This is a genomic window from Edaphobacter sp. 12200R-103, assembly GCF_010093025.1.
Classification (GTDB): Bacteria; Acidobacteriota; Terriglobia; order Terriglobales; family Acidobacteriaceae; genus Edaphobacter.
Window position 1 is genome coordinate 4,489,568 of sequence record NZ_CP048114.1, and the last position, 23,349, is coordinate 4,512,916.

Annotated in this window: 18 protein-coding genes; 4 read left to right on the plus strand and 14 right to left on the minus strand. The window is 59.5% G+C overall.

Annotated elements, in window-relative coordinates; genetic code table 11:
- Positions 1–33: 33 nt before the first annotated feature.
- The 4 genes from infB to GWR55_RS18760 form a co-directional block, all read right to left on the minus strand.
- The gene (gene infB / locus GWR55_RS18745; RefSeq protein WP_162403610.1) at positions 34–3,228 is read right to left on the minus strand and encodes a translation initiation factor IF-2; all 3,195 of its coding nucleotides are present in this window, start codon (positions 3,226–3,228) and stop codon (positions 34–36) included.
- A 125-nt stretch (positions 3,229–3,353) separates the two neighbouring features.
- A complete protein-coding gene (nusA, locus tag GWR55_RS18750; RefSeq protein ID WP_162403611.1) occupies positions 3,354–4,937 on the minus strand; it encodes a transcription termination factor NusA in 1,584 nt (527 codons plus the stop codon).
- An 86-nt stretch (positions 4,938–5,023) separates the two neighbouring features.
- Positions 5,024–5,614, minus strand: coding sequence for a ribosome maturation factor RimP (gene rimP / locus GWR55_RS18755; RefSeq protein WP_162403612.1), 591 nt, complete (start codon positions 5,612–5,614; stop codon positions 5,024–5,026).
- A 246-nt stretch (positions 5,615–5,860) separates the two neighbouring features.
- Entirely contained in the window at positions 5,861–6,787 is a 927-nt protein-coding gene (locus GWR55_RS18760; protein ID WP_162403613.1) for a beta-1,6-N-acetylglucosaminyltransferase, read from the minus strand.
- A 432-nt stretch (positions 6,788–7,219) separates the two neighbouring features.
- Between GWR55_RS18760 and guaB the strand changes: the two genes are divergently transcribed.
- Positions 7,220–8,734: an IMP dehydrogenase gene (gene guaB, locus GWR55_RS18765; protein ID WP_162403614.1), complete on the plus strand. Its 1,515-nt coding sequence runs from the start codon at positions 7,220–7,222 to the stop codon at positions 8,732–8,734.
- A gap of 253 nt (positions 8,735–8,987) precedes the next feature.
- Here guaB and GWR55_RS18770 read toward each other — a convergent pair whose 3' ends face one another.
- The 10 genes from GWR55_RS18770 to GWR55_RS18815 all read right to left on the minus strand — a co-directional run bounded on the left by GWR55_RS18770 (position 8,988) and on the right by GWR55_RS18815 (position 19,504).
- Complete coding sequence (locus GWR55_RS18770) at positions 8,988–9,977, minus strand: N-acetyltransferase (protein ID WP_162403615.1); 990 nt, start codon at positions 9,975–9,977, stop codon at positions 8,988–8,990.
- A gap of 98 nt (positions 9,978–10,075) precedes the next feature.
- Complete coding sequence (locus tag GWR55_RS18775) at positions 10,076–11,890, minus strand: glycosyltransferase family 39 protein (RefSeq protein WP_162403616.1); 1,815 nt, start codon at positions 11,888–11,890, stop codon at positions 10,076–10,078.
- 23 nt (positions 11,891–11,913) lie between these two features.
- The gene (locus tag GWR55_RS18780) at positions 11,914–12,885 is read right to left on the minus strand and encodes a bifunctional oligoribonuclease/PAP phosphatase NrnA (RefSeq protein ID WP_162403617.1); all 972 of its coding nucleotides are present in this window, start codon (positions 12,883–12,885) and stop codon (positions 11,914–11,916) included.
- Entirely contained in the window at positions 12,882–13,295 is a 414-nt protein-coding gene (gene rbfA, locus GWR55_RS18785; RefSeq protein ID WP_162403618.1) for a 30S ribosome-binding factor RbfA, read from the minus strand. Before rbfA ends, GWR55_RS18780 begins: the two co-directional genes overlap by 4 nt.
- 100 nt (positions 13,296–13,395) lie before the next feature.
- Positions 13,396–13,692: a DUF503 domain-containing protein gene (locus tag GWR55_RS18790; protein ID WP_162403619.1), complete on the minus strand. Its 297-nt coding sequence runs from the start codon at positions 13,690–13,692 to the stop codon at positions 13,396–13,398.
- Between the two features lie 38 nt (positions 13,693–13,730).
- On the minus strand, positions 13,731–14,411 hold the full coding sequence (locus GWR55_RS18795; RefSeq protein WP_162403620.1) for an outer membrane beta-barrel protein: 681 nt from the start codon (positions 14,409–14,411) through the stop codon (positions 13,731–13,733).
- Positions 14,412–14,479: 68 nt separating this feature from the next.
- Entirely contained in the window at positions 14,480–15,826 is a 1,347-nt protein-coding gene (locus tag GWR55_RS18800; RefSeq protein ID WP_162403621.1) for a nodulation protein NfeD, read from the minus strand.
- Between the two features lie 13 nt (positions 15,827–15,839).
- Positions 15,840–17,492 carry a tetratricopeptide repeat protein gene (locus GWR55_RS18805; protein ID WP_238398528.1) on the minus strand — a complete coding sequence of 551 codons (1,653 nt, stop codon included), beginning with the start codon at positions 17,490–17,492 and terminating at the stop codon, positions 15,840–15,842.
- Between the two features lie 80 nt (positions 17,493–17,572).
- Positions 17,573–19,186 carry a glycosyltransferase family 39 protein gene (locus GWR55_RS18810; protein ID WP_238398529.1) on the minus strand — a complete coding sequence of 538 codons (1,614 nt, stop codon included), beginning with the start codon at positions 19,184–19,186 and terminating at the stop codon, positions 17,573–17,575.
- A 9-nt stretch (positions 19,187–19,195) separates the two neighbouring features.
- A complete protein-coding gene (locus GWR55_RS18815; RefSeq protein WP_162403622.1) occupies positions 19,196–19,504 on the minus strand; it encodes a DUF3467 domain-containing protein in 309 nt (102 codons plus the stop codon).
- 430 nt (positions 19,505–19,934) lie between these two features.
- On the opposite strand from GWR55_RS18815, the gene GWR55_RS18820 reads away from it, so the two are divergent.
- The 3 genes from GWR55_RS18820 to GWR55_RS18830 are packed head-to-tail and all read left to right on the plus strand — an operon-like array spanning position 19,935 to position 23,334.
- The gene (locus tag GWR55_RS18820) at positions 19,935–20,714 is read left to right on the plus strand and encodes a c-type cytochrome (protein ID WP_162403623.1); all 780 of its coding nucleotides are present in this window, start codon (positions 19,935–19,937) and stop codon (positions 20,712–20,714) included.
- A 32-nt stretch (positions 20,715–20,746) separates the two neighbouring features.
- Entirely contained in the window at positions 20,747–21,682 is a 936-nt protein-coding gene (locus tag GWR55_RS18825; RefSeq protein WP_238398530.1) for an SMP-30/gluconolactonase/LRE family protein, read from the plus strand.
- A 2-nt stretch (positions 21,683–21,684) separates the two neighbouring features.
- The gene (locus GWR55_RS18830; RefSeq protein ID WP_238398531.1) at positions 21,685–23,334 is read left to right on the plus strand and encodes a PQQ-binding-like beta-propeller repeat protein; all 1,650 of its coding nucleotides are present in this window, start codon (positions 21,685–21,687) and stop codon (positions 23,332–23,334) included.
- Positions 23,335–23,349: the final 15 nt, after the last annotated feature.

Consider the following 23,349-nt stretch of genomic DNA (forward strand, 5'->3'; position numbering starts at 1 on the left):
TCTTCCCGGCCTTTGCTTGTTCAGGCGGATTGGTTATGCATTGGCAGTCTCAGCGGCTGCAGCAGCCTTGCGCTCGGCTGCCGTCCGGCCTAGCTCTGCTGCCAGACGCTCGGTCGTAAAGGCCTCAATGAAGTCGCCGACCTGTACGTCCTTGAAGCTGCCCAGATCGATACCGCACTCGACTCCCTGACGAACCTCAGGCACGTCGTCCTTGAAGCGCTTGAGCGAGGCGATCTTGCCCTTCCAGACGACCTCACCGTTGCGCTCCAGCTTAACCTGCGCATCGCGCTTGATAAGACCATCGCGGACGATGCAGCCGGCGATCTGGCCAACCTTGGTGATCTTGAAGACGTTCATAACTTCGGCGCGGCCAAGGTAGTTTTCCTTGAAGACCGGCTCCAGCAGCCCGTACATCGCCTTGGTGATCTCGTCCTGCAGCTCGTAGATGATCGAGTGAATGCGGATCTCCACGTTCTCGCGCTCGGCAATCTCGGCAGCCTTGCGATCTGGCCGCACGTTGAAGCCGATGACGACCGCGTTCGAGGCCGAAGCCAGCAGAACATCGGACTCGGTGATTGCGCCGACACCGGCACGCAGCACACGGACACGAACCTTTTCCGTCGACATCTTTTCGAGCGAGTCGGCCAGCACCTCGACCGAGCCCTGCACGTCGCCCTTCAGGATCAGGTTCAGATCCTTCATTCCGGCCTGCTTGATCTGCTCTGCCAGGCCTTCCAGAGATACGCGGGAGCTCTTGGCCAGTTGGGCCTCGCGCTCCTTCATCGTTCTGTAGCGCGCAATCTCCTTGGCGCGGTCGCGGTCAGCCATCACAAGGAAGGTATCGCCCGCATCGGGAATCGCCTCAAGACCGAGGATCTCGACTGGAGTCGAAGGTCCGGCGTCAGCGATGGCGCGGCCGCGATCGTCAAACATTGCCCGAACCTTGCCGAAGGTGTTGCCGACGATGTAGCTGTCACCGGTGCGGAGCGTACCGTTCTGCACCAGGATGGAAGCCACCACGCCCCGGCCGCGATCGAGCTTGGCTTCGATAACGGTACCGACAGCAGGGCGGTCCGGCTGCGCCTTCTGCTCATTGATATCTGCGACCAGGCAGATCATCTCTTCCAGCTTGTCGAGGTTGATGTGCTTCTTCGCCGATACCTCGACATACTCCACATCGCCGCCCCATCCCTGCAGCTGCAGGCCGCGCTCGGCCAGCTGCTGCTTGATGCGGTCGGGGTTCGCCTCGGGCTTGTCGATCTTGTTGATCGCCACGATGATCGGCACATTGGCCGCCTTCGCATGATCGATGGCCTCCAGCGTCTGTGGCATCACGCCGTCGTCCGCCGCAACCACGATCACGACGATATCCGTTACCTTCGCACCGCGGGCACGCATGCGGGTAAACGCCTCGTGACCCGGAGTATCGAGGAAGACGATCTCGCGGCCAAAGGCTGGCGAATCGGGTTTGTTGACGTGCACCTTGTACGCACCGATATGCTGCGTGATCCCGCCCGCCTCACCTGCCGCCACGTCAGTCTGACGGATGGCGTCCAACAGTGAGGTCTTACCGTGATCGACGTGACCCATCACGGTCACCACCGGAGAACGAACGGTCTCCGTCATTCCGGTCGTGTCTTCGAGGAAGCCTTCAATCGCTTCGTTCTCCAACTGCTCTTCGACCGTGATGATGGTTGCATCCGCTCCGAACTGCCGGGCGACATCCTTCACCAGCTCGCCATCCAGCGACTGGTTGACCGTAACAAAGACCCCCCTCATCAGAAGGGTAGCGATCAGGTCCTTACCGCGGATGTCCAGCTTCTCGGCCAGATCCTTCACGCTGATGCCTTCGGTCACCGTGATCGTGCGGGTGATCGGCAGTGGCTGCTGCGGAATCTGGGCTCCGCCAAAACGTGGCGGCGGAGCAAAGCCCTTCATCGGGCCTTCTTTAGACTTCTCGTAGCGCTGATTGCCGCCACGGCGCTGGGCTGGACGCCCTGCAGGGCGTCCAGCTGGAGCATCTACTGCGCCTGGTGGCAGAAGCCCCGGCGCTCCTGGACGCGGTCCTCCAAATCCCGGACGCGGCCCTCCAAAGCCGGGACGCGATCCCCCCGGTCCTCCAAATCCCGGACGTCCTCCCGGACCGCCAGGCCCCGAGCCGCCGGGGAACGAGCGCGTCGGATGCATCGGACGCCGCGCTCCCGGAGGCAGCGGCGGACGTCCGCCAGGACCCTGTGGTCGCGGACGCTCAAAGATGGGCCGGTTCCGGGGAGGTGCTCCCGGAGCGGGAGTAGGGGCCGTATAGATTGGGCGTGGTCCCGTCTGCGGCATGATCACGCGGCGCGCCGGAGCAGCAGGCGTCGTCGGAGCAGGTGCCTGGGGAGCTGGCGTTCCAGCAGCAGGCGCCTGTGTCTGCGGGGTAGCTGGAGCTTCCGGAGCAGCAGCAGGCGCTACTGGGGCAGCCGCATTGGGCACAGAAGGCGGAGCAGCCGGGGTTGCCTCGCGCGGAGCTTCAGCTGTCTGCGGAGGCGCTGGAGTGACTGCGGGAGCCAACGGAGCCGCAGGCTTTGCCGGGGTCGCGACGACTGGAGAAGTGGCCGCCGCTGCGCTTGGGCGCGGTGCGGATGGTGCCTGCGGAGTCGTCGTCCCCGCTGCTGATGCAGGAGGCGGCGCTGCAGGACGAGCTACGACCGGCCCTGATGGCGGTTTGCTCGCAATCGCGGGCGCCGCAGGAGGCGGTGCAACAATATTTGCCGCCTGACGCGGCTGGGGCACGATCTTTCGCGGCCCGGGTGTAGTCGCCGCAGGAGCTGTCGCCGTCGTTACAGATGCGCTGGACGCTGCAGGAGCCGGTGTGGCGGTCCTCTGTTGTGGCGTGGTGGCCTGTGTCGGCGGAGGCTGGACAACCGCTGGTCTCGCCACTACCGGAGGCGCTGCCTTGGCTGCGGCCTCGGCCTGCTTGCGCTCCAGAATCGCCTTCAATGCATCACCGGGCTTGGAAACCTTCGACAGGTCAAACTTCGGCCGCTCCGGCTGCCTCGACGCGGCAGCCCCGCTCGCGCGGCTTCCCCCACTCAGATACGCACGCACCTTCTCGGCCTCATCGGCCTCAATGGAGCTTGAGTGCGTCTTCTTCTCGGTCACGCCTACAGCTGTCAGGGCGTCGAGAATGGACTTGCTCTTTACTTCCAGCTCACGTGCCAGATCGTTGATTCGAACTTTACTCATCCGTTCCTTTTTTCGCTTCCCTAACGCCCTAGCTGCTCATATCGGCCTCTTCGAGATTAGGAATTTCGGTTGTAACTATCACTCTAAACCTGCCGCACTTCCGGTGCAGCGCCTCAGTCCTGCGATTACTCACGGTCGCGCCCATCATCGATGCCTTCGCTGGAGACGTCCTCAGACTCATCCACCAGCGTATCGACCGTATCGTTCTCTAATTCAATCTGTTCCTCGCGGGCATCCGCGTCGGTGTAGGCATCCGAGGCCGAATCGTTCTCCTCGACGGCGGCCAGATCCTCGGCCGAAACGCCGCCGACCTCCCGCGCCTGTCCCTCTCCAGCTTCGCCAGCGAGAATCTCTTCCGGTGTCCTGCTCATGGAACCCTCCTCCTCTGCAGCACCTGTCTCTTCTGCAGCCGATGCCGGACGCTCTTCGCCTTCTTCGTACTGCCCGAAGTAGTGCCGCACCGCGACCGAAATCTTCTCGACCGTCTTCTCGCCGATGCCCGGAACCTCTTCCAACTGCTCCGGAGTCATGTCGGCCAGCGACTCTACGGTCGTAATTCCGGCCGCAATCAGCTTCTCGAGGATCGACTCGCCCAGCTCTGTCACCTGCTCGATCGGAGTCGAAGGTCCGCCGCCCATGGCCTGCATCTGCTGCTCGACCTCCTGGCGCTTCTCCTCCTCACTCTTGATGTCGATCTTCCATTGCAGCAGCTTGGCTGCCAGACGGACATTCTGACCCTTCTTCCCGATCGCCAGCGAAAGCTGCGTATCGTCGACAATCACCTCGAGCTGCTTCTCGCCCAGGTCGATGATAGAAACGCGGCTCACCTTTGCCGGCTGTAAAGCCTTCTCGGCAAAGGTCGTAATCTCGTCCGAGTACTCAATGATGTCGATCTTTTCGCCACGCAGCTCACGGATGATCGACTGGACGCGCATGCCCTTCATGCCCACGCAGGCGCCTACCGGGTCCACATCCTTGTCGCGCGACTGCACGGCGATCTTGGTTCGCTCGCCTGCCTCGCGCGCGATTGCCTTGATCGATACCGTGTTGTCGTAGATCTCAGGAACTTCACTCTGAAACAGGTTCTGCACCAGCGCCGGAGCGGCGCGCGACACAATCACCTGCGGTCCCTTCGCCGCGCGGTCCACGCGCAGCAGCACCACGCGTACGCGCTCGCCCACGGCAAACTGCTCCAGCCGGCTCTGCTCGCGCTTTGGCATCCTCGCCTCAGCCTTGCCCAGGTCGAAGATCACATCCATCGGCTCCAACCGTTTCACGGTCGCGGTCAGAACCTCACCGGCGCGATGGGCGTACTCGTTGTACACCGTATCCCGCTCTGCCTCGCGAACCTTCTGAAAGATAACCTGTTTGGCCATCTGGGCAGCGATGCGGCCCAGCGGGGTCGTGTCCTTGTAGAACCGCAGCTCAGCGCCGACCTCCACCTCAGGAGCCAGTGCGCGCGCCTGTTCCAGAGTCATCTGGTTGGTCTCGTCCTCCAGCTGCTCCGGGCCCTCGACCACAGTCTTGAAGACATAAGCCCGTATCTCGCCCGTCTCCCGATCCATCTCGGCGCGCATGTTCTCCTGCGTCTTGTAGTACTTCCGGGTTGCCAGGGCAATCGCGTCCTCGACGGCGCCGATCACGACGCCAGGGTCGATTCCCTTATCGCGGCTCAACATCTCAATCGACTGATACAAAGCACTTGCCATCTCTATTTAGTCCTTCACTGCCCCGCTCGAAGATCTTTCGGAAGTGGGGGCGTTCATCTCTGTTTTCTTCTGATGCAGCAGCCGGGCTAAAACTCAGCTACCAGGTGTGCCTTCTCCACATTTGCCAGCGGAATCTCGATCGTTGTCTCTGTTGCCGCCTTCTTCGCCTTGCCCTTCTGCTTTACTGCCGACAGGTCCAGCGTCAAAACATCTCCGGTAAACCCTGTTAGTCTGCCCTGCCAGTGCCGGTTACTGTTGACCGGAGCAAAGGTCTGCACCTTCACCAGACTGCCCCTAAATCTTGTGTAATCTTCCGGTCCCCGAAGCTTCCGTTCCAGCCCCGGGCTGGAGACCTCAAGCGTGTACTCCGCGCCTGGCATCAGGTCTTCCACATCCAGCACCGTTCCGAAGTCCTGAGCAAACGCCGCGCAGTCCTCGTGGGTCACCCCGGAAAGCATCTCTACCGGAATCCCCTTGGGAAGGATGGCATCCTCTTCCGCGCCCTCTTCGGTTGCCCGGGAGGCCAGTCGGGCACGCCCCTCGGCATCCTTCTCGATGAAGACCCGCAGGGTCCGGAACTTGCCTCCTGCCTGAATCTCGAGGTCCACCACATCCAGGTGGTGAGAAGCGGCGACGCGCTCCGCTGTTGCCCGAATTGCCTCCAGATTCAGCGCCATAACTGTCCTTCTTACTGCAAGTCCCGCGTCCCGCTTCCAGTCCGGAGGGAACATATTTCAGAGCAAATAAAAAGTGGGCGATGGCCCACTCATCTCTTCCGTCCTATGCCGGTGCGCTCACGGCAGCTGTCGGACAACGGAAAAAACGCTGCAATCCACATCATACATCCAGCGCGCAAGCAATTCAAACCTGCCCGGGAACTCGCGTTGTCAGCAGATCGTCCTTGCTCTCGCCGCTCGTCGCCGTCAGCTTGCCTTCTGCAGACGCAGCGAAGTACTAAACCGGGCGAGCGACTCCGGATCGAAAACGAATTTGCGTGCAAAGTGCGCCGAGCAGCTCAGAAGATGCGGGAAGTCCGCCTGCGTGAGGGTGCGAGGATGATTAATCTGCCCCGCCCAATCCGTAAATCGCTTATTGTCTGTCGAAATGCGAAGGTCCGGGCGATTGCACAGCACCGTATGCGGGAATCCCTCATCCGGGTTCGGACGACGCTGAAAATGACGCACCAGCTTCATGTTGAGCGGACTCTCCTCGATCAACGCCTCCGCGGTCACGCGATTGCCCGTAAGCCAGAAGTCCCCTGCGAAGCACCGAATGGATCCATTAAACGGCGTAAACCGCTCAATCAAGGGCTTCTGACGCAGGTAGATCGCTTTCGTCCTCCATTTCAATCGCGTAGCCAGCTTGTAAAATCCAAATCCGATCGCCACATAACGTTCAAAGGCGAGGCGCTCCCAAGCCGGATGCGCGAAGTTTTCCGCCCCGAATCCCTCGGACGGCAGCGGCAGCATGCAGCGATCGATAGGCCGGTGATAGAGGTAGGCATCGAAACCGTCGCTATACAGACTCCTCAATATCGAATCGGCCGGCTTCACCGGAAAGTCCGCGCCGCTCAACACGACAAACCAGTCCGGGTTATGACGCCGGTACAACTGCCGGACGGCCCTCAATTTGCCGCCGACGACACCCCATCCGCCCCATCGTGTAGGCAGCCAGTCTTCTACAAAGCTCACATTCCTCGGAAATACCTCGGTGTTCATGCTGCACTTGCCAAAGTCATGGTGCACAACAACGGGTGCGTCCTGGAACAGCCAGCTCAGTTGCTGACACAGGAACAGGATCTGCTCCGGATTTTCATGAGTCAGAAGCGCGAAGCCTATCGATGGATTCACCGTCATTACCTCTCTGAAGCGAAGGACTACGGCTGTGGTTGGGCACCCCATGGCAAGCAAGGGGGCTCGTGCGAATCTGGAATTTTGCCGTTGATTCCTGCTTTGGGCCCGGTACGAAGGGAAGATTCTTCAGCCTCGGGGGAGAGTATGTCCCCGTGGGAGGCGATGTGCGATAACCAAATCGTGTCTGTCCCGGCTTACCCTAACTGCATCAGCGAATGACTCATCGCGGAGTCAGAACCAGTGAGCCAGAACCACTCAGCCATTGATCCTTCGATGGAGATGGCGCTAGCTGAGTTGGTTTGGGAGTGGAATTTGGCTGCGTCCGCAGTGCCGTTTGCTGCACCCGGCGCTCCTCCCATACAATCGAATATTAAAACTTCAACGGACACGCGCCTCCACGAGGCCATTAACCCCCAGACTAAGCGAGACATGATCAATCTTCCTGTACCCGAAGCCCTTACCTTCGACGACGTTCTCCTCGTACCCGCCTACAGCGAAGTTATTCCCACCCAGGTCAGCACCCAGGTCAGGCTCACCAGCCGGATCACCCTCAACACCCCGCTCCTGTCGGCAGCCATGGATACCGTCACCGAATCGCGCCTCGCCATCGCCATGGCGCAGCAGGGTGGCATGGGAGTCGTGCACCGCAACCTCACCATCGAGCAGCAGGCCGGGGAGATCGACAAGGTCAAGCGCTCTGAATCCGGCATGATCGTCGATCCTGTCACCATCGAGCCCGAGCAGCCCATCGCCACCGCCCTCGAGGTCATGCGGCGTTACAAAATCTCCGGCGTCCCCGTCACCAAAAACAAAAAGCTCGTCGGAATTCTCACCAACCGCGATCTCCGCTTCGTCTCCCGCACCGACATTCCTGTCTCCGACGTGATGACCAAGCAAAACCTCATCACCGTCCCCGTTGGCACCACCCTCGAGCAGGCCGAGCAGATCCTCCATCAGCATCGCGTCGAAAAGCTTCTCGTCGTCAACGACGAGTACGAACTCAAGGGCCTCATCACCGTCAAGGACATCCAGAAGAAGCTGAAGTATCCCAACGCCAGCAAGGACTCCCAGGGTCGCTTGCGCGTCGCCGGCGCTATTGGAGCAACCGGAGACTTTCTCGAGCGCGCCGAAGAGCTCGTCCGTGCCCGCGTCGACGCCCTTGCCATCGACTCGGCCCACGGCCACTCTTCCCGCGTCATTGAGGCCGTACGCGAGACCAAACATAAGTTCCCTGAAATCGACGTCATGGCCGGAAATGTCGCCACCTACGAAGGTGCGCTGGCCCTTATCAAGGCTGGAGCAGACGCCATCAAGGTCGGCATCGGGCCCGGCTCCATCTGCACCACCCGCATGGTCACCGGGGCCGGCATGCCCCAGATCACCGCGATCTCCGAGGCTTACCGCGCAGGCAAGGAGAACAACATCTCCATCATCGCCGACGGCGGCATCAAGTACTCCGGAGACATCACCAAGGCGATCGCCGCCGGAGCCTCCGTCGTCATGATGGGCTCCCTCTTCGCCGGCGTCGACGAGTCTCCCGGCGAGACCATCCTCTACCAGGGCCGCTCCTTCAAGGCCTACCGCGGCATGGGGTCTCTCTCCGCCATGGCCCAGGGATCCGGCGAGCGCTACTTCCAGGGCAAGGACGACATCACGCTCGAACGGCCGAACTTGACCGCTCGCGAAACCGCAAGCGCCAACCGCCTTGCCAAGTTTGTCCCCGAAGGAATCGAGGGCCGCGTTCCTCACCGTGGACCGCTCGAGGGAATGGTCTACCAGCTCGTCGGCGGCCTACGCTCCGGAATGGGCTATCTCGGCTGCTCCACGATCGCCGAACTGCAGGAGAATGCCCGCTTCATCCGCATCTCCGGCGCCGGCCTCCGCGAGAGCCACGTTCACGACGTCATCATCACCCGCGAAGCTCCCAATTACCACGTGGAATAGTCTTGGTGATCGTACCGGCCGTGCGGCGCCTCAGCTTCGGGGGCGCCGCACGGTCGTCCTTCTGAGGCGCGACCGAAGAATCCGTGTATTTCGCTTGAACCGCCCAAAACGCCAGCGCTTCGCACCTCACCTTATCGGACTGCCTGCCCCCCCAACTCGAGCGCAGGAGTAGAGCGAGCGGCCTTTTCAGCACGAGCGTAGGAGGTCCGGTCTAAGTTATTTATTAGCGATAGTTTGCGCGAATAAAGGAGGGCTACCCATGAATCCAGGTCGACGAATCCCGTGAAAGCACCATGGCATCGAACCGATGCCGGACCTGGAACCCGAACTCCTCATAGAGTGCGACCGCAGGATGGTTGGACTCGGTGACCGTCAGGGTAATCGAGTCTGTTCCGGACTCTCTCAGATTCTCGATCGCGTGGTTTAGTAGCCTCTTTCCCAGTCCACGTCCCCGCTGTGAGGGAGAGACGCACAGCTGGGTAATATGAGCGACTTCGGGGGCGACCCGCGAACAGAGCAGCATTCCCGCCAGCCTTCCGTTGGCCTTCTCGCGCAGCAGCCATGACTGGTGCTCTTCAAAGACGCCGCAACCCGGAAAGCGCACGATATTGTGCAGAAACCGTAATGACCCGTGGAGTGAGCAATACTGATCGTTGATCTCGGCATCCACATGATGACGGTAGGCCGCATGGATCAGCTCTCCCGCCGCCTGGTAGTACAGCGATGACCAGGGAATCAGCTCGATCCCATCATCCGCCGTGTTCATCAGGCTGGGTCGTATGGAACGTTCTACATCCAGCTCCATAAAGAGCCTCGGGTGTCCCACGAAACCGGCGTTGAGAAATCCCGAGTCCATCTGGCCGCTTTCGTAGAGCAGCAGTTGCGATTCGATGCGAGCGATGCCTGGCGAGTGAAGGAGCAGATCCAGCAGCTTTCGCAAGAGTGCGTCTGCAATATAGAGGCTCTGCTCCTCGTTGCTGGTCAGGGCGAAGGAGTCCCCGACGACGGCCTTGTGTCCTTCGTAGACGCAAAAGGTATATCCGGCAATCTTGCCCCGGTCGATAGCCACAAAGCCTGGCAGAATGCGGGAGTCGAGGTATTGCAGCAGAAGATCGGTCGAGCTTCGATAGTCCCAGTGCAGCTTTTCTTCCCACAGGTCCGCCTCGGCCTGGAGCAGCGGGCGAAGCTGGCGGGCGGAAAACTGCCTCAGATCCAGCAATTCGAGTTGGGTTGCGACTGGCATCTGCACAAAACTACGATGCGAGCGGATCGAAAGTCTGCGTCGAGCTTATAGAAATCTCTCCGTCGCGGCCGAATTCCTTTCGTTACGACTCTTTTCCCTCAGGGCTTGGCTGCAACACGATAAACCTCAAGCCCCTGCGTGTCATAGAGAAAAAGGGGAGTATACATGCGTCCAGAGAGATAGTGCTCCAGGGCGGCCGTGTCCCTGGTCGGAATCACCAGCAGATGTTCTTCAGTCGGTACGCCATTCTGACTGTAGTGAACCGTGGGCTGATTGCGGTAAAACGCAATGCCATAGTCGAGGTCGCGGCGCACCGACTCGACAGCGACCGTCTTCACATCCGGCGCTTTGCGGGCCATCTCCCGTGCCAGCGGACGAGCGGAGTAGTTGATGTCCAGATCTCTTCCGTGGAATCCCAGCAGGAAGACCAGAACGGCAAGAGACGGAATCAGCGTTATGTTGGTGAGCTGTGAGATTCCCCAGTGTCGTCCGACGAAAAAGATCAACAGGGCAGCCCCAAGCGCCGCGGCTCCGGCGGCCAGCAGCCAATGGGCTGAAGGCACCAGCGTCTCGTACTTCATATGCTGTGGAGCCAGCGTGAGCACGAAGACCAGCACGGCAGTAGTCGCTGCATGGCCCCATTGCAGCCAGCCCGGCAGACCGCGGTGGCGCATACGGTTTAGATAATCGCCGGTCAGGATCGTCAGAGGGGGAATCGAGGGAAGGATATAGCCGGGAAGTTTGGAGCCTGAGAAGGAGAAGAAGACGATGGGGAAGAGCGCCCACAGGACCAGAAACTCAGGAAAGGCGTCGCCGGCGCGGGTGTGCCCCAGATATCGCTTTGGGTTGTGCCGTACCTTCCATTCGGCGATGGAGACCGCAATGGAATCGACCAGCGCTCGGATTGCGATCACGGTCCATGGCATCAGTCCGATGATCAGGACGGCTACGTAGTACCAGACGGGCTGATGATGCTGGTAGCGGTTGGTGGCAAACCGCTCGAGATTATGTTCCTTGAAGAAGACCCGGAAGAAGCTTGGGTTGCGGAGCTGGACCGCGAGGTACCAAGGCAGGACCATCGCGAAATAGAGGATCAGACCGGGCACCCAGATCGTTCTGCGCAGCAGCGACCACTCGCGGCGCAATCCAGCGAACAGAAGAATGATGGAGAGAGCGAGAAAGGGAGCGACTGGCCCCTTGGCCAGGGTGGCGGCGGCTCCGAAGAAGTACAGGTCGAAGAGCCAGAACTTCTTTCCGGTCTCATACCAGGCATACCAGCCCAGCATGCCGATACAGAACGGTGCGGCCAGCTGCATGTCCGTGGATGCGCCGCGCGAGAAGCTGAAGATTGCGACCGAAGACATGGTCATGAGCGCAGCGTCCAGATGCCCTCCGGGCCTGAACCTTCGCATGTGCAGAAAGATCAGAAAGATGAGAGCAAAGGCACCGGAAGAGGAGGGAAGTCTGGCTGACCAGTCCGAGACGCCGAACTCCTTGAAGAAGCCCATCGCCCGCCAGTAATAGAGGGCCGGCTTTTCCAGCCAGGGCTGACCGTAGAGAATCGGGGTGACGGTGCCGCCCATCAGGCAGTGATAGGAGGCCTCCAGGTCGGTGAGCCGGAGGCTGTGCGGAACGATCTTCGCCTTGACCTCATGGCAGGCCTCTGAGTGGGCCTCAAGCATCTCCCGGGCGACCTGGGCGTAGCGTGGCTCGTCGGCTCCTACCAGGCCAAGCTGGTCTCCGCCAAACATGGGGATCAGACCGTAGAGCAGAAGAAATCCGCTGACGAGAACAAGGATCAGCAGTTCACGGGAGACAGCAGCCTCGGGGCGCTTCCATAGTCGGTACAGCCGGCCGCGGGATGTACCGCCGCCCTCCGTGCTCTGTCCGTTGGATGGTTGAGAATCAATCATTTCGGAAGAGAAACGTGACAAGGTTAACAGAGTCCGGTTCTAAGTTGTTGAAGGATTCGCTCGGTTGCCACGTCAAGAGGACCATCCAGCGTGCACCCGCTGGCACTCCGGTGACCTCCTCCACCGAAGCTTTCTGCGATCTGGGCTACGTTCAGGCCTCCTTTGCTGCGGATACTGAGCCGATATTGGTCGGCAGAAGGAATCTCCCGCAGAAAGACGGCGGATTCAACCCCGGCGATGCTGATCAGGTAGTTAACAACGCCCTCGCAGTCCTCGGCTCCCGCCCCCGTCCTTTCCATGTCCTGGGCGGTCACCCAGCTCCATGCCAGGGGGCCTTCAATGTGGAGGTTAGAGAGCGCCGTACCCAGTAAACGGATCTTGCTTTCGCGGTTGGAGAAGTAAATATCTCGCGCGATCCGGCCTGGATCGGCTCCGCGCGTGGCCAGATCGTGAGCCACAGCGAAGGTCTCTGCGGTAGTGCTTGAGTAGGTGAATGAGCCAGTATCCGAGATGATGGCCGTATAGAGGCAGGTCGCCATCGACGGGGTGATTTCAACGCCAGCGGCCAGGGCCAGCCGGTAAACCATCGCCGCGACGGCACAGGCATGTTCGTCGATCCAGTTGAGAGCACCGAACGGCCGGCCGCTGGCATGATGGTCGATGTTGAGCAGAAGCCTTCCTTCGAGGCCCGTCAGACCAGTTCGCGGAATACCGTCGCACTCCAGCAGAATCGCTGGGACCGAGAGATCCGGTTCGATCTCCAAAACGTCTTTCGCCAGCCGGATTCGGTCGACGTTGGGAAGCGTCTGGTAGACGTGAGGAACCTCATCGGCCAGAACAATGAGGCAGTTACGACCCATCTGGTCGAGAATTTCCGCCATAGCAAGAGAGGAGCCGACGGCATCTCCGTCCGGCCTTGCGTGGGAGGTGATGAGAAAACGCTCGTGCGAACGAAAGGTTTCCAGAAGAGCTGCAATAGGTTCTTCGATCGTCATGAGCGAGTCGCCGCCTGCGAAGTCTCCTCTTCCGTTGGGGTTCGCTTCTTCTCCCGTTTCTTGAGTCGGCCCAAAAGTTCTTCCATTCTTCCTGTCATCTTCTCCGATCGATCGATGGCAAATGTGAGATCAGGAACATGACGAACTCCCATTCTTTCACGAAGCTGCGATCGAATATAGCCACGGGCGGTCATCAGCCCCGCCAGAGTGGCCTCTTCCTCCTGCTCACTGCCATGTACAGCCACGTAGATGCGTGCGGATTTGCCTCCCGGCGCCAGAACAACATCGGTGACGTAGCTGGGCGCGATGCGGGGATCGGAGAGTTCACCTTCGAGCATGGCTCCAATCTCTTCTGCGAAGGTATTGGCGACTCGACTGCGGTGATGGGCTCGGGCTCGTTGTTCTGCCATACGGGTTCTGCCTTTGTGAACTGGTTAGGGTATCAGACTCAAGCGCTCTATCGAACGCGAATAAGGTGGATTTCTGGCCAGATCAGTGGATATCCGGACTTTATTCCGGAAGAATCTCGGCAAAAGAATCAGAAATCTCCGCACCAAGCGACTGGCACAGGCGGTGAGCAGCCTGATCGATCTCCTGAAGCTGGCCGGTCAGGTAGCTCTGCGAACCGGAGATGACTGCGATGCCCAATGTGGCCCGATTCCATATCTCCCCGGAGTCCAGCTCTGCAATTGCGAGATTGAAGGCGTGCCGCAGCCGGTCTTTCAACGAGCGCACAACCTGCCTCCGGTCCTTGAGCGACTGCGCGTGAGGAATCTCGATCTCGAGAATGAGTCTGGCTACCGGCACGTTGTTTGAGAAGATCGACCGAAACGGCGTCCCCGCAGTTAGAAATGGATGACAAAGCCGATTCCCGGCTCGATGGTCCAGGTGTGCTTCTGGAGTGTCAGGTAGTTCGTTCCGAAGTCCGGAGCTTTAAAGAATGCCTGCCGGAACTGGGCGCGAATCCCAAAGTGGGGAGTGAGTTCCTTCTCAAGACCTGCGGAGTAGTAGTACGTCGCACGGGCCTGGTTAATCAGACTCTGACCGCCGCCTTTTGTGGGCCGGAAGGCAGTGGTACCGGCCCCCACGGAGATGAAGGGACTTGCTCCAAGAATCTGATGAGGCGGATGCATGACATAACCCAGGGAATATTCACTCACGTTATTCTGTACACCGCCAACGATGTAAATGAATTCCTTGGTGCCGGCTTGCCTGAAGCTCTGCGTATACCGGGAGTAGGTGTAATTGAATTCTCCACCGATATAGGGTGACTTGGTGTAGCGAATCGTGATCAGGGCGCCCAGGGTGGAGCCCGTGTGCTGCGTCACGTTTGCATTGAGGTCGTTGGTTCCGGTGACGTCTTTGGTGAAGATGCCGATACCGTTGACGGCAAAGTCGATGCGCGACAGATGTTTGTCGAGTGTTGGGTTACTGCTCGTGGCCTGGGCCGCCGAAGAGACTGTCAGGGCTGCAAAGAGACAAAAAACGAGGCTCAACACACGCTGTGAGCGAGACGCAATCGACATCAGCCAGAAACTCCCTTAAACCGAAAAATATTGCCTCTCCAGTCTACTCTGGATTGATGTTTGGCGGGTTATGAGGGGGACGAGACCATTTTGGAGTCAACGAGCAGAACAAGCCCGTCGACAGCTCTTACCTGAACGACGGAGCCGGGCTGAGGCAGGGAAGCGCCCGGAGAAAAGCATCGCGCGTTCCATAACTCCCCGCGAATCTCCACCTGGAATCCCGGCTCAGCACGATCGTCGAAATGCCGTTGGACGATGGCTGTTGCCCCGATCATCGCCTCCGGACCGGTGAGTACTTTGCTGCGGCGGGCGCGCAGTGCAATCCAGGCGAGCAAGAACGAGATGGAACCAAAGCCAACCCCTGCGGCGACAGCGGTCGACAGATGAACCCTCTGTTCAGGGATGGGGCCGTCGACCAGGGTGAGCAGACCGGCGATCAGGCAGAGAGTTCCTGCCAGAGCAAGTGCGCCATGGCTCGTGAAGTTTGCCTCCAGCACGAACATTGAGACGGCCGCCAGAAGCAGAAAAATCGCGGTGTGGTGGATGGGTAGCAGGTTCAGTCCGAAGAGCGCAAGCAGGACAAGGAGCGTGCCGACGGCGCCCGGCACAATCGTCCCCGGCACATTGAATTCCAGATAGATCAGCAGGGCTCCAAGCACCAGGACCAGAACGGCAAGATCGGGGTTGGCCAGGCGACCGAGCAGCCGCTCGCGGAGAGAGGGGGGGAAAAGAACGATGGGTGCGCCAGCGAGGTGGAGTGTCTGTATGGAGCCATCGAAACGATGAATCTGCCTTCCATCCAGACTGCGTAACAAGGCCGCATCATCGGGGGCAGCCGCATCAATCAGGTTGAGTTTGAGAGCTTCCTCGTCGCTGTAAGATTTGGAGTTCTGGACGGCGTCTTCGGCCGCCTGTTGATTGTGTCCCCGGCGGGAGACATAGGATCGCAGAAAGGCCAGCGCGTCATTTTCGATCTTCTGCTTAAGGATGGGGTCGAGCTTGCGTCCTTCGACGATGGGATGAGCAGCCCCCGCATTTGTTCCCGGCGCCATGGCGGCTACATCCGCCGCTTCCAGCAGAAAAAAGCCGGCAGAGCCAGCGCGGCTGCCTGCGGGGGAGACGTAAATGATGACGGGAACAGGGGAGTGCTCGATGGCCTGGACGATAACACGGGTGGAACTGAGCAGCCCTCCGGGAGTGCCCAATGAGATCAACACTGCGGCGGCGCTGCGGCGATTCGCTTCTGCCAGTCCCCGCACGATATAACCGGCGGAGACTGGCTGAACCGTGTCGTGCAGGGTCAGCTTGAGCACAGGCGCCGGCTCTGCGGCCCGTGAGGCTACCGTGAAGAGGCATAAGACGGCACAGACGATTCCGAGGGCGAGGTGGCTTACGGAATAACGGAGCGATCTCATGCTTGGAAGACCTCTACGGCAGGCTTTGTCCGCGCGCGGCGAGGGCCTGTTTCATGCCGAGAGCAGCGGTGTTGTTGGGCTCAACCTTCAGGGCCTGCGCTACATCCGCGGCCGAGGCCGCAATCTGGTTTCCGTTGAGTTCCAGTCTTGCCAGAACCAGGTATGCTGCAGCGTTCGGTTTCAGCTTGATGGAAGCATGTGCCTCATCCCGCGCGGCTGCGGTATCCCCGCTGCGCTCGCGGATCTGGGCAAGCCCGGCGCGTGCCTGCGCGCTGGCAGGATCGGCGGTCAACGCCGACTGAAACTCCCGCTCGGCCTCCGGGATCAGGCCCTGAGCGAGATAATCGCTTCCCATCTGGACGTACTGAGCTGCCTGCTCTGAGGCGGGCAACGTTGCCAGACGTGCCGCCCGCATCTGATCGATCTGAAACGCAGCCTGACGGAACGATGCCTCCGAGTAGCTGCGACGGATCCGCTCCAAAGGCTCAAAGCTGGAGTTTGCGGTGTTCCCGGTCCGGTTTGCAGTATTTGCCGAAGCCGGAGCAGGAGGCGGCGCGCCCTGTGCAATCAGGCTTTTGAGTAAAGGAGCTTCAGGATCAGCAGGGCGGAGCTTAAGAGCGAGATCGACTTCACGCCGCGCCTCGCTACGGTTTCCAGACCGGAAAAGGGAGACCGCAAGATTGTAGTGGTAGTCCGCGTCCTTCGGATCAGCGGCGACGGCTCGTTGGAAGAGCGCGGTTGCGTTATGTCCCTGACGGCTGAGCGCGACGGCCTGATTGTTGATGACCTCGGGTAGAGGAAGTCGACTGGCGACAAAGCTGAAGGCCTTTTCGGCTTCGGCATAACGCGCTGAGTTGAAACGCGACAGTCCAAGATAAAAATTTGCTTCTAGCGCGAGCCGGTCATCCTTTGGGATGCGATCGAGCGTGACCGCCGCCTGGTCGTAATCGCGTTCGGAGTACTGTGTTTTTCCCAGGGCCAGAAGCGCCGCGGCGTAGCCGGGTGACTGCTGGACCGCAAGCTGCAGCCGTTTAATGCGCTCCCCGGCAGAGCCGGTGCCGGTGCCGCGGATATAGTTTTCAAACGCGCTCAGCCTGACCTGGCCGGATGCTGCTAGAAACGTCTGCTGTGCCACATTGAACTGCGGATCGATATACTTTGCGATCTTCCATGCGATGGTGTTCTGCACGTCGAAGAGACGTCGCAGATCGTTGGATTCCTGGATCGGCGCCGACATCTTTAGCTCATTGACCGACAGCACCTGGGCCTGGGCGGAGATGCGTCCGTTATTGACCGTGTAGGACCCGATGACGACGTAATTTGCATCGAGAGTCTGGGCGATCCGGATGGTCGTGGCGCGGGTAGGGCGAAAGTCCGTGGGGAAGCCGAGGTGATCGAGCGCATACTGACGATCGTCGCGCGAGATCGTCAGGAAGCTGGCCGAGGAGAGCCTCTGATTCAGCGTGTCGGGAAAAGAATCGCCGATCCACGCAAGATCGCTCTGGCCGGAATGGTTCTCAAATGGCAGCACCAGGACGACGCGGCCGATAGATGCTGGCTGATCGGCCTGTTGTTGCGCCGGCAACGGTGGCGTGAAGGCGAGAGAGAGCGCGAGGACCAGGAGAAGACCGCAAAGGGTTGGACGGAATGAAGCAAACCTGAGCACAGCTTGAGTATAGAGCGTCCAAAGCTGGCGCTCCGGATCGTCCCGGTTTGTGAGGAGCGCAAAGCGGGAGGGCTATGGCGTCACGGCTGAGAGCCAATTTGTACGGACGTCACGGCTGATTTGCTGAGAGAGGCGTCGAAGGCGCGGGGAAAATGGAGGACGGCCGCCCATTCTCCCTTGCGCCGTGCCTGCCACACGATCTCACCGTGAAGAAGCGCTGCGGCCTCAGAGGGAGTGAGGTCGTGATGGAAGTCAAAGTACTTTGTGTCGAGGGAACGATTCTTCCTGCTCAGGTCGACGTGGCCCGGAGGCGGCTCCCACTTGGTAGAGAACACCAGTGCCGTATCGTAGCTGCCGGGATCCTGCGCCGCCCGTGAGAGCTGGTCGAAGGCGAAGTTCTGTACGGAGGTGACTCTGACGGGATGCCGGACATAGCCAAGCTCCGGGCGAGTAAGCTCCGCCGTAGCTGGCCAGGCTGTGAGCACCGTGCTGTCAGGGTAGTGCTGCTCGATAAAAGCGGCCGCGTGCTGGTGCAGGACGATCATGTCCCGGTATGTCAGGTTGTCTTCGGGAGCAAAAGCATAGGGAGGGTTGACCCAGATGCCGGCGAGGAAGGCTGCGGCGGTCATTACAGCCAGAAGCCACCAGCGGCGTACACGGCGCTGCCACTCCGTGATGCAAAGCAGCAGCACCAGCGGATACATGGGAAGCAGATAGCGCGTCAAAAGTGCGCCGCCCAGGACAGAGAAGGCAATCCAGTTTGCAACCAGGACGGTGAAGATCGCAGCTCTCGTACGGCGAGGCATGGCGTCCGGGGCGGATGAACGAACCGGCATAAAAAGAATCGCAATCGTGCACCCGACCGGGACGTACATGTTCATGTGCGCTGAAAGGTGCAGAAGACGATGCCAAAGGGAGAGCACGACGCGGTATGCATCCAGGTTTGCCGTAGCGTTGTAACGCAGGAACTCAGGGTTGCCGAAGACGAACCCGGTGCGGTGATAGTGGTAGGAGTACCAGGCAATCAGAGGAACGACTGGCGCTATCAGCGAAACGATCCACACCAGATGCCGTCGCCGAGTAGACGAACTGCCAGAGCGAACCAGCAGGAACGCTTCGAAACCGGCCAAAGCAATCGGCGTGATAATCGCAGTCTCTTTGGAAAGTGCGGCGAAGGAAAACAGGCCAGATGTGAGGATCTGGTTTTCGCTGTCGGGAGCCAGATATAGGGCAAGTGCCCACAGCGTGAAGGCCGTGGCGAAGATATCCGCGTGCGCCAGGGTGCTCTGGGCAAACCAGACAGGATAAAGAGCCGTCAGCAGAACCGTGGCTATGGCAGCCGGAGTATTCCGCAACGACTTCGCGAGTTGAAACACCGCGACCAGGGCTACCGCGGTGACCATCACAACCAGGGTCCGCGTTCCGCTGATAACAAAGCCGGAGAGATGCCACCATGCCGCAAGGAGGATCGACGGCAGCGGTGGATGCGCGTTCGAGAGCGTCGTCTGCGGAATCAATGAGCCGGTTCGGAAAAAGTCCCAGGCGGCGGGAATGTAATAGCCGGCTTCGTCCCAGAAGTAGGGCAGGCGAAGCAGGGTAATGTGGCTCAGGTAAACAGCGGCAAAGAAGAGAGGGAAGAGCAGCCCCGTTGAAAGGTCAGCGGGGGGCTTGCGGACTCGCGGAGAAGATCGCACACGCCTCTTCTAGTGAACCGGGCCGCCGGCTGGAGGAACCTGCTGATCGAGAACGATGGTTCCAAAGGTCTTCTCGTACTGCTCCAGATTGTGAGCTAGCACATTGTGCAATGCCTTGGCCTGCTGTGGGCTCAGGTAGACTCCCTGGAAATTTTTGACGGTGAGCTCGTTCGGGCTGTCCTGACTCATCGTTCCAAAAACCAGCATAAAGTCCCACACCGACATGCGTACCTGCACGCTGTTGGCGTAGCCTTCACGGTAATCAGGGGTGCTGGAGAGGTTGAGCGTGGGCTCGGCGTTCGGCTTGGTCTGATTCATACAGCTGCTTTCCAGAGAAGTTTTATCGGGAGATCGAAACCCTCGCCGTGGAGGCCGGTTCCGAGCGGATTGGATATTTCCCGCTCCGATTTACGACTTCATTCTACATGCCGCAGCGTTGCGGCCGTCTTTCCGTGTATGTGTATGGGCCTGCGAGCGATAGAAGCCAGCTCCCAGGAAAAATAAATCGTCTGGATAGGACATTGACCCTATGCATCTACTGCTCAGGTGATATTGAATCGCACAACGGCAGGTTAGTAGGAGTAAACGGGCCTGAAAATCGCACCCGTGCCGGTATGTTGTCTAGAATATCGACCTGGCAGTAAAGCCTCGGCCGTCTGCGATCCTAAAAGGCTAGCTTCGATCGGGAGTACGTGACTTGCACCGCATTGCCTCATCTCTGTGTATCAGGGTTTTCTGCACGGCCGTAGTGTTTGCTGCCTCCACACTGGCGGCACAGGTTGCTGCTGCTCCGCAGGAGCATTCTGCTGTAGCGAACGCAGATGCGGGTGCGCACACCTTCTCCACCTACTGCTCAGGATGCCATGGGGCCGATGGCCGCGGGGGAGAACGCGCTCCAAACATTGCCACTGCCCGCAATATCATTGCCCTGTCGGATGCAGATCTTGTCGCCATCGTCCAGAAAGGAGTCTCCGGCTCGGGAATGCCTGCCTTCGGCTTCCTTGGCGATCAGACGATTAAGGATGTGGTCGCTCACCTGCGAGATCTGCAGGGCAAAAACTCTGCTATTCAGATCACGGGCAATCCCGAAGCAGGCAAGGCGTTGTTCTTTGGGAAGGCCGGGTGCTCCCAGTGTCACATGATGAAGGGGCAGGGAGGCTTTATCGCTGCCGACCTGACCGATTACGCCAGCGGCCTTACATCGGACACGATCTCAGACGCCATCACCAAGCCCGACGCTGTTCTCGCTCCCGTCTCCACGGTGGTGGAGGCTGTGCTTCCCGATGGGAGGCAGATCGTCGGATTGGCCAGGGCGGAGGATAACTTCACCATCACGTTGCAATCCGAAGATGGGCGCTGGCATACGCTCGAAAAATCGAAGTTGAAGAGCCTGAAGCACACAGAGCATTCGCTCCATCCGCGCGATTATGCGACAAGGCTATCTACTGAAGAATTGAATGATGTGGTGAGTTACCTGACGTTCTCCGCTGCGGCCGCCCCACCAAAGCCACACGGGAGGCGCCATTGAGACGCATATTCTGTGTCTGTCTCTTCCTCTCTTTGAGCATCCCCGTCGTTGCGCAGAAAGAGCAGCCCGCGCGGGGCTTTTCTCTCAAAGCGGAAGATCCGGCGTTCTGGAAACTCTTCGATCGCGATGCGAAGCTCAGCATAATGGGCGACGGTTTTGGCTTTACCGAAGGGCCGGTGTGGGAGCCTGCCGGGACGCTTCTGGTGAGCGATGAGACGAAGAATGCAATCTATCGGCTCTATCCTGACGGACATCGCGACGAACTTATCCAGCTTGGCGATCCCGATGGCAACACCTTCGACAGAGAACACCGGCTGATCGTAACTGCCAGTGTGCTGCGCGCCATCATCCGGCTGTCGCCCGATATGAAGAGCTATACGGTTCTGGCTGATCGTTACAAGGGCCAGCGCCTGAATAGCCCCAACGATGTGACCCTGGGCCCCGAGGGAGCGATCTACTTCACCGACCCGACGCTCGACCTCGTCAAGGGCGAAAAGCAGGAGATTCCCTTCCAGGGCGTCTACAGGCTGGATGCGAAGGGCGATCTGACTCTGCTGACCGACGAGATTCATCAGCCGAACGGATTGGCATTTTCTCCCGATGGCAAATTTCTCTACGTGGATGACACTGCGCAGAAAAATATTCACCGCTATCGCCTCCATAACGGAGTATTAAGCGACGGGATGGTCTTCGCGGATGAAAACGTGCCCGGAGCGCGTGGAGTCCCTGACGGGATGAAGACGGATACCAGAGGCAATCTCTACGTGACCGGTCCTGGTGGAGTATGGGTGTGGAGTGCAGCGGGCAAGCACCTGGGGACGATCCTTCTGCCGCATCAGCCCGCAAATCTCACATGGGGTGGTCCAAAGAACTCAGTGCTCTATCTGACAGCTGGCTCCTTCGTTTACACGCTTCCGACGAAAACAAAAGGACACCTCTCTTATCCTGCCAGGGCGGTACGCCCATGAAGATGATGCAACTGTGCACGGGGTTAATGTGTCTTTCGACTGCGCTGCTGGCACAGACGAAGTCCACGGCTCCAGGCCCGCAGAACTCGCGCAATGGCATCGTCGATGTCAAAGCAGCGGACCTGATGAAGTCGTCCATTCATGACGACTGGCCCATGTACAATGGCGACTACACCGGACGTAGATACAGCAGCCTGATGCAGGTTACGCCGGAGAATGCCCACCGTCTGGCTCCGCAGTGGGTCTTTCACAGCAGGAATCCGGGAGTCCTCGAACTGACGCCGGTGGTGGTTGCCGGGGTGATGTTCGTAACCGGATCCAACGATGCTTACGCGCTCGACGCTACGACCGGAAAGATTCTATGGCACCATGAACGGCCGGTTACCCAAGGTCTGATCGATGATGCTTCGGGACACATTAACCGAGGCGTTGCTGTGCTCGGAACGCGTATCTACATGGAGACGGACAACGCTCATCTGCTTTGTCTCGACGCGCGCAGCGGCAACCTGATCTGGGACGTCCCTTACGCCTTCAACAATCGCAACTACGGTGCAACCAGTGCGCCGCTAATCGTGAAAGATAAGGTACTGGTCGGGACCTCCGGTGGAGATGACGGCGTTCGTGGTTTTGTGGCGGCGTACGATGCAGAGACGGGCAAAGAGGCCTGGCGCTTCTGGACAATTCCTGCTCCTGGCGAGCCGGGATCGGAGACATGGCCCACCAGCGGAAAATATAAAGATGCCTGGAAGAATGGCGGCGCCACTACCTGGCTCCCTGGCACCTTCGATCCTGAACTGAACCTGATCTTCTGGCCGACCAGCAATCCCTCTCCCGATTTCGACGGCTCAGTACGTGAAGGGGATAATCTTTACACCAGCAGTGTGCTTGCACTGGACCCCGACACAGGGAAACTGAAGTGGCACTTCCAGTTCACGCCGCACGATCTGAACGACTACGATGCGACCGAGACGCCTGTGCTGATCGACGCCGTGTACAAGGGTTCGCCGCGCAAGCTGCTCCTCCAGGCAAATCGCAATGGCTTCGTCTACATTCTCGATCGCACCACGGGCAAATATTTAGGGTCGAAGCAGTTTGCGCTCAAGCAGAACTGGGCCAAAGGAATCGACGCGAATGGCCGACCGATCCGCACAGACCTGGTGCCGACGGCGGAGGGAACCCGCATGTGTCCGAGCTACGGCGGCGGCACCAACTGGTACTCGCCCACCTATAGCGAGACCACGCACCTGTTCTATTTCCTGGCGCTGGACGACTGCTCCGTCTTCAAGGCAAAGACCGCCGATTTCGAAGAGGGAAAGGCGTACTACTCGACCGGAGCAGGCCACATGCCGAACGAAAAGGCGAAGAAGTATCTGATGGCCTTCGATCCGTTCAACGACAAGTTCGCCTGGATCAATCCACAGGCAGGTGTCGGACGCTCTTCTGGAGGCGTCATGTCGACGGCGACCGGCCTGGTGGCCTTTGGCGATGATGCGGAGGAGTTTGAGGTGATCGATGGCCACAACGGGCACCCGCTGTATCACTTCAACGTAGGCCAGCCACTGCACGCCTCACCAATGAGCTATGCGGTCAATGGCAGGCAGTACTTCGCGATTGCGGCTGGAAGCGACCTGTTTACGTTTGCTCTGCCCTGAGGGTGACGCGCCTGG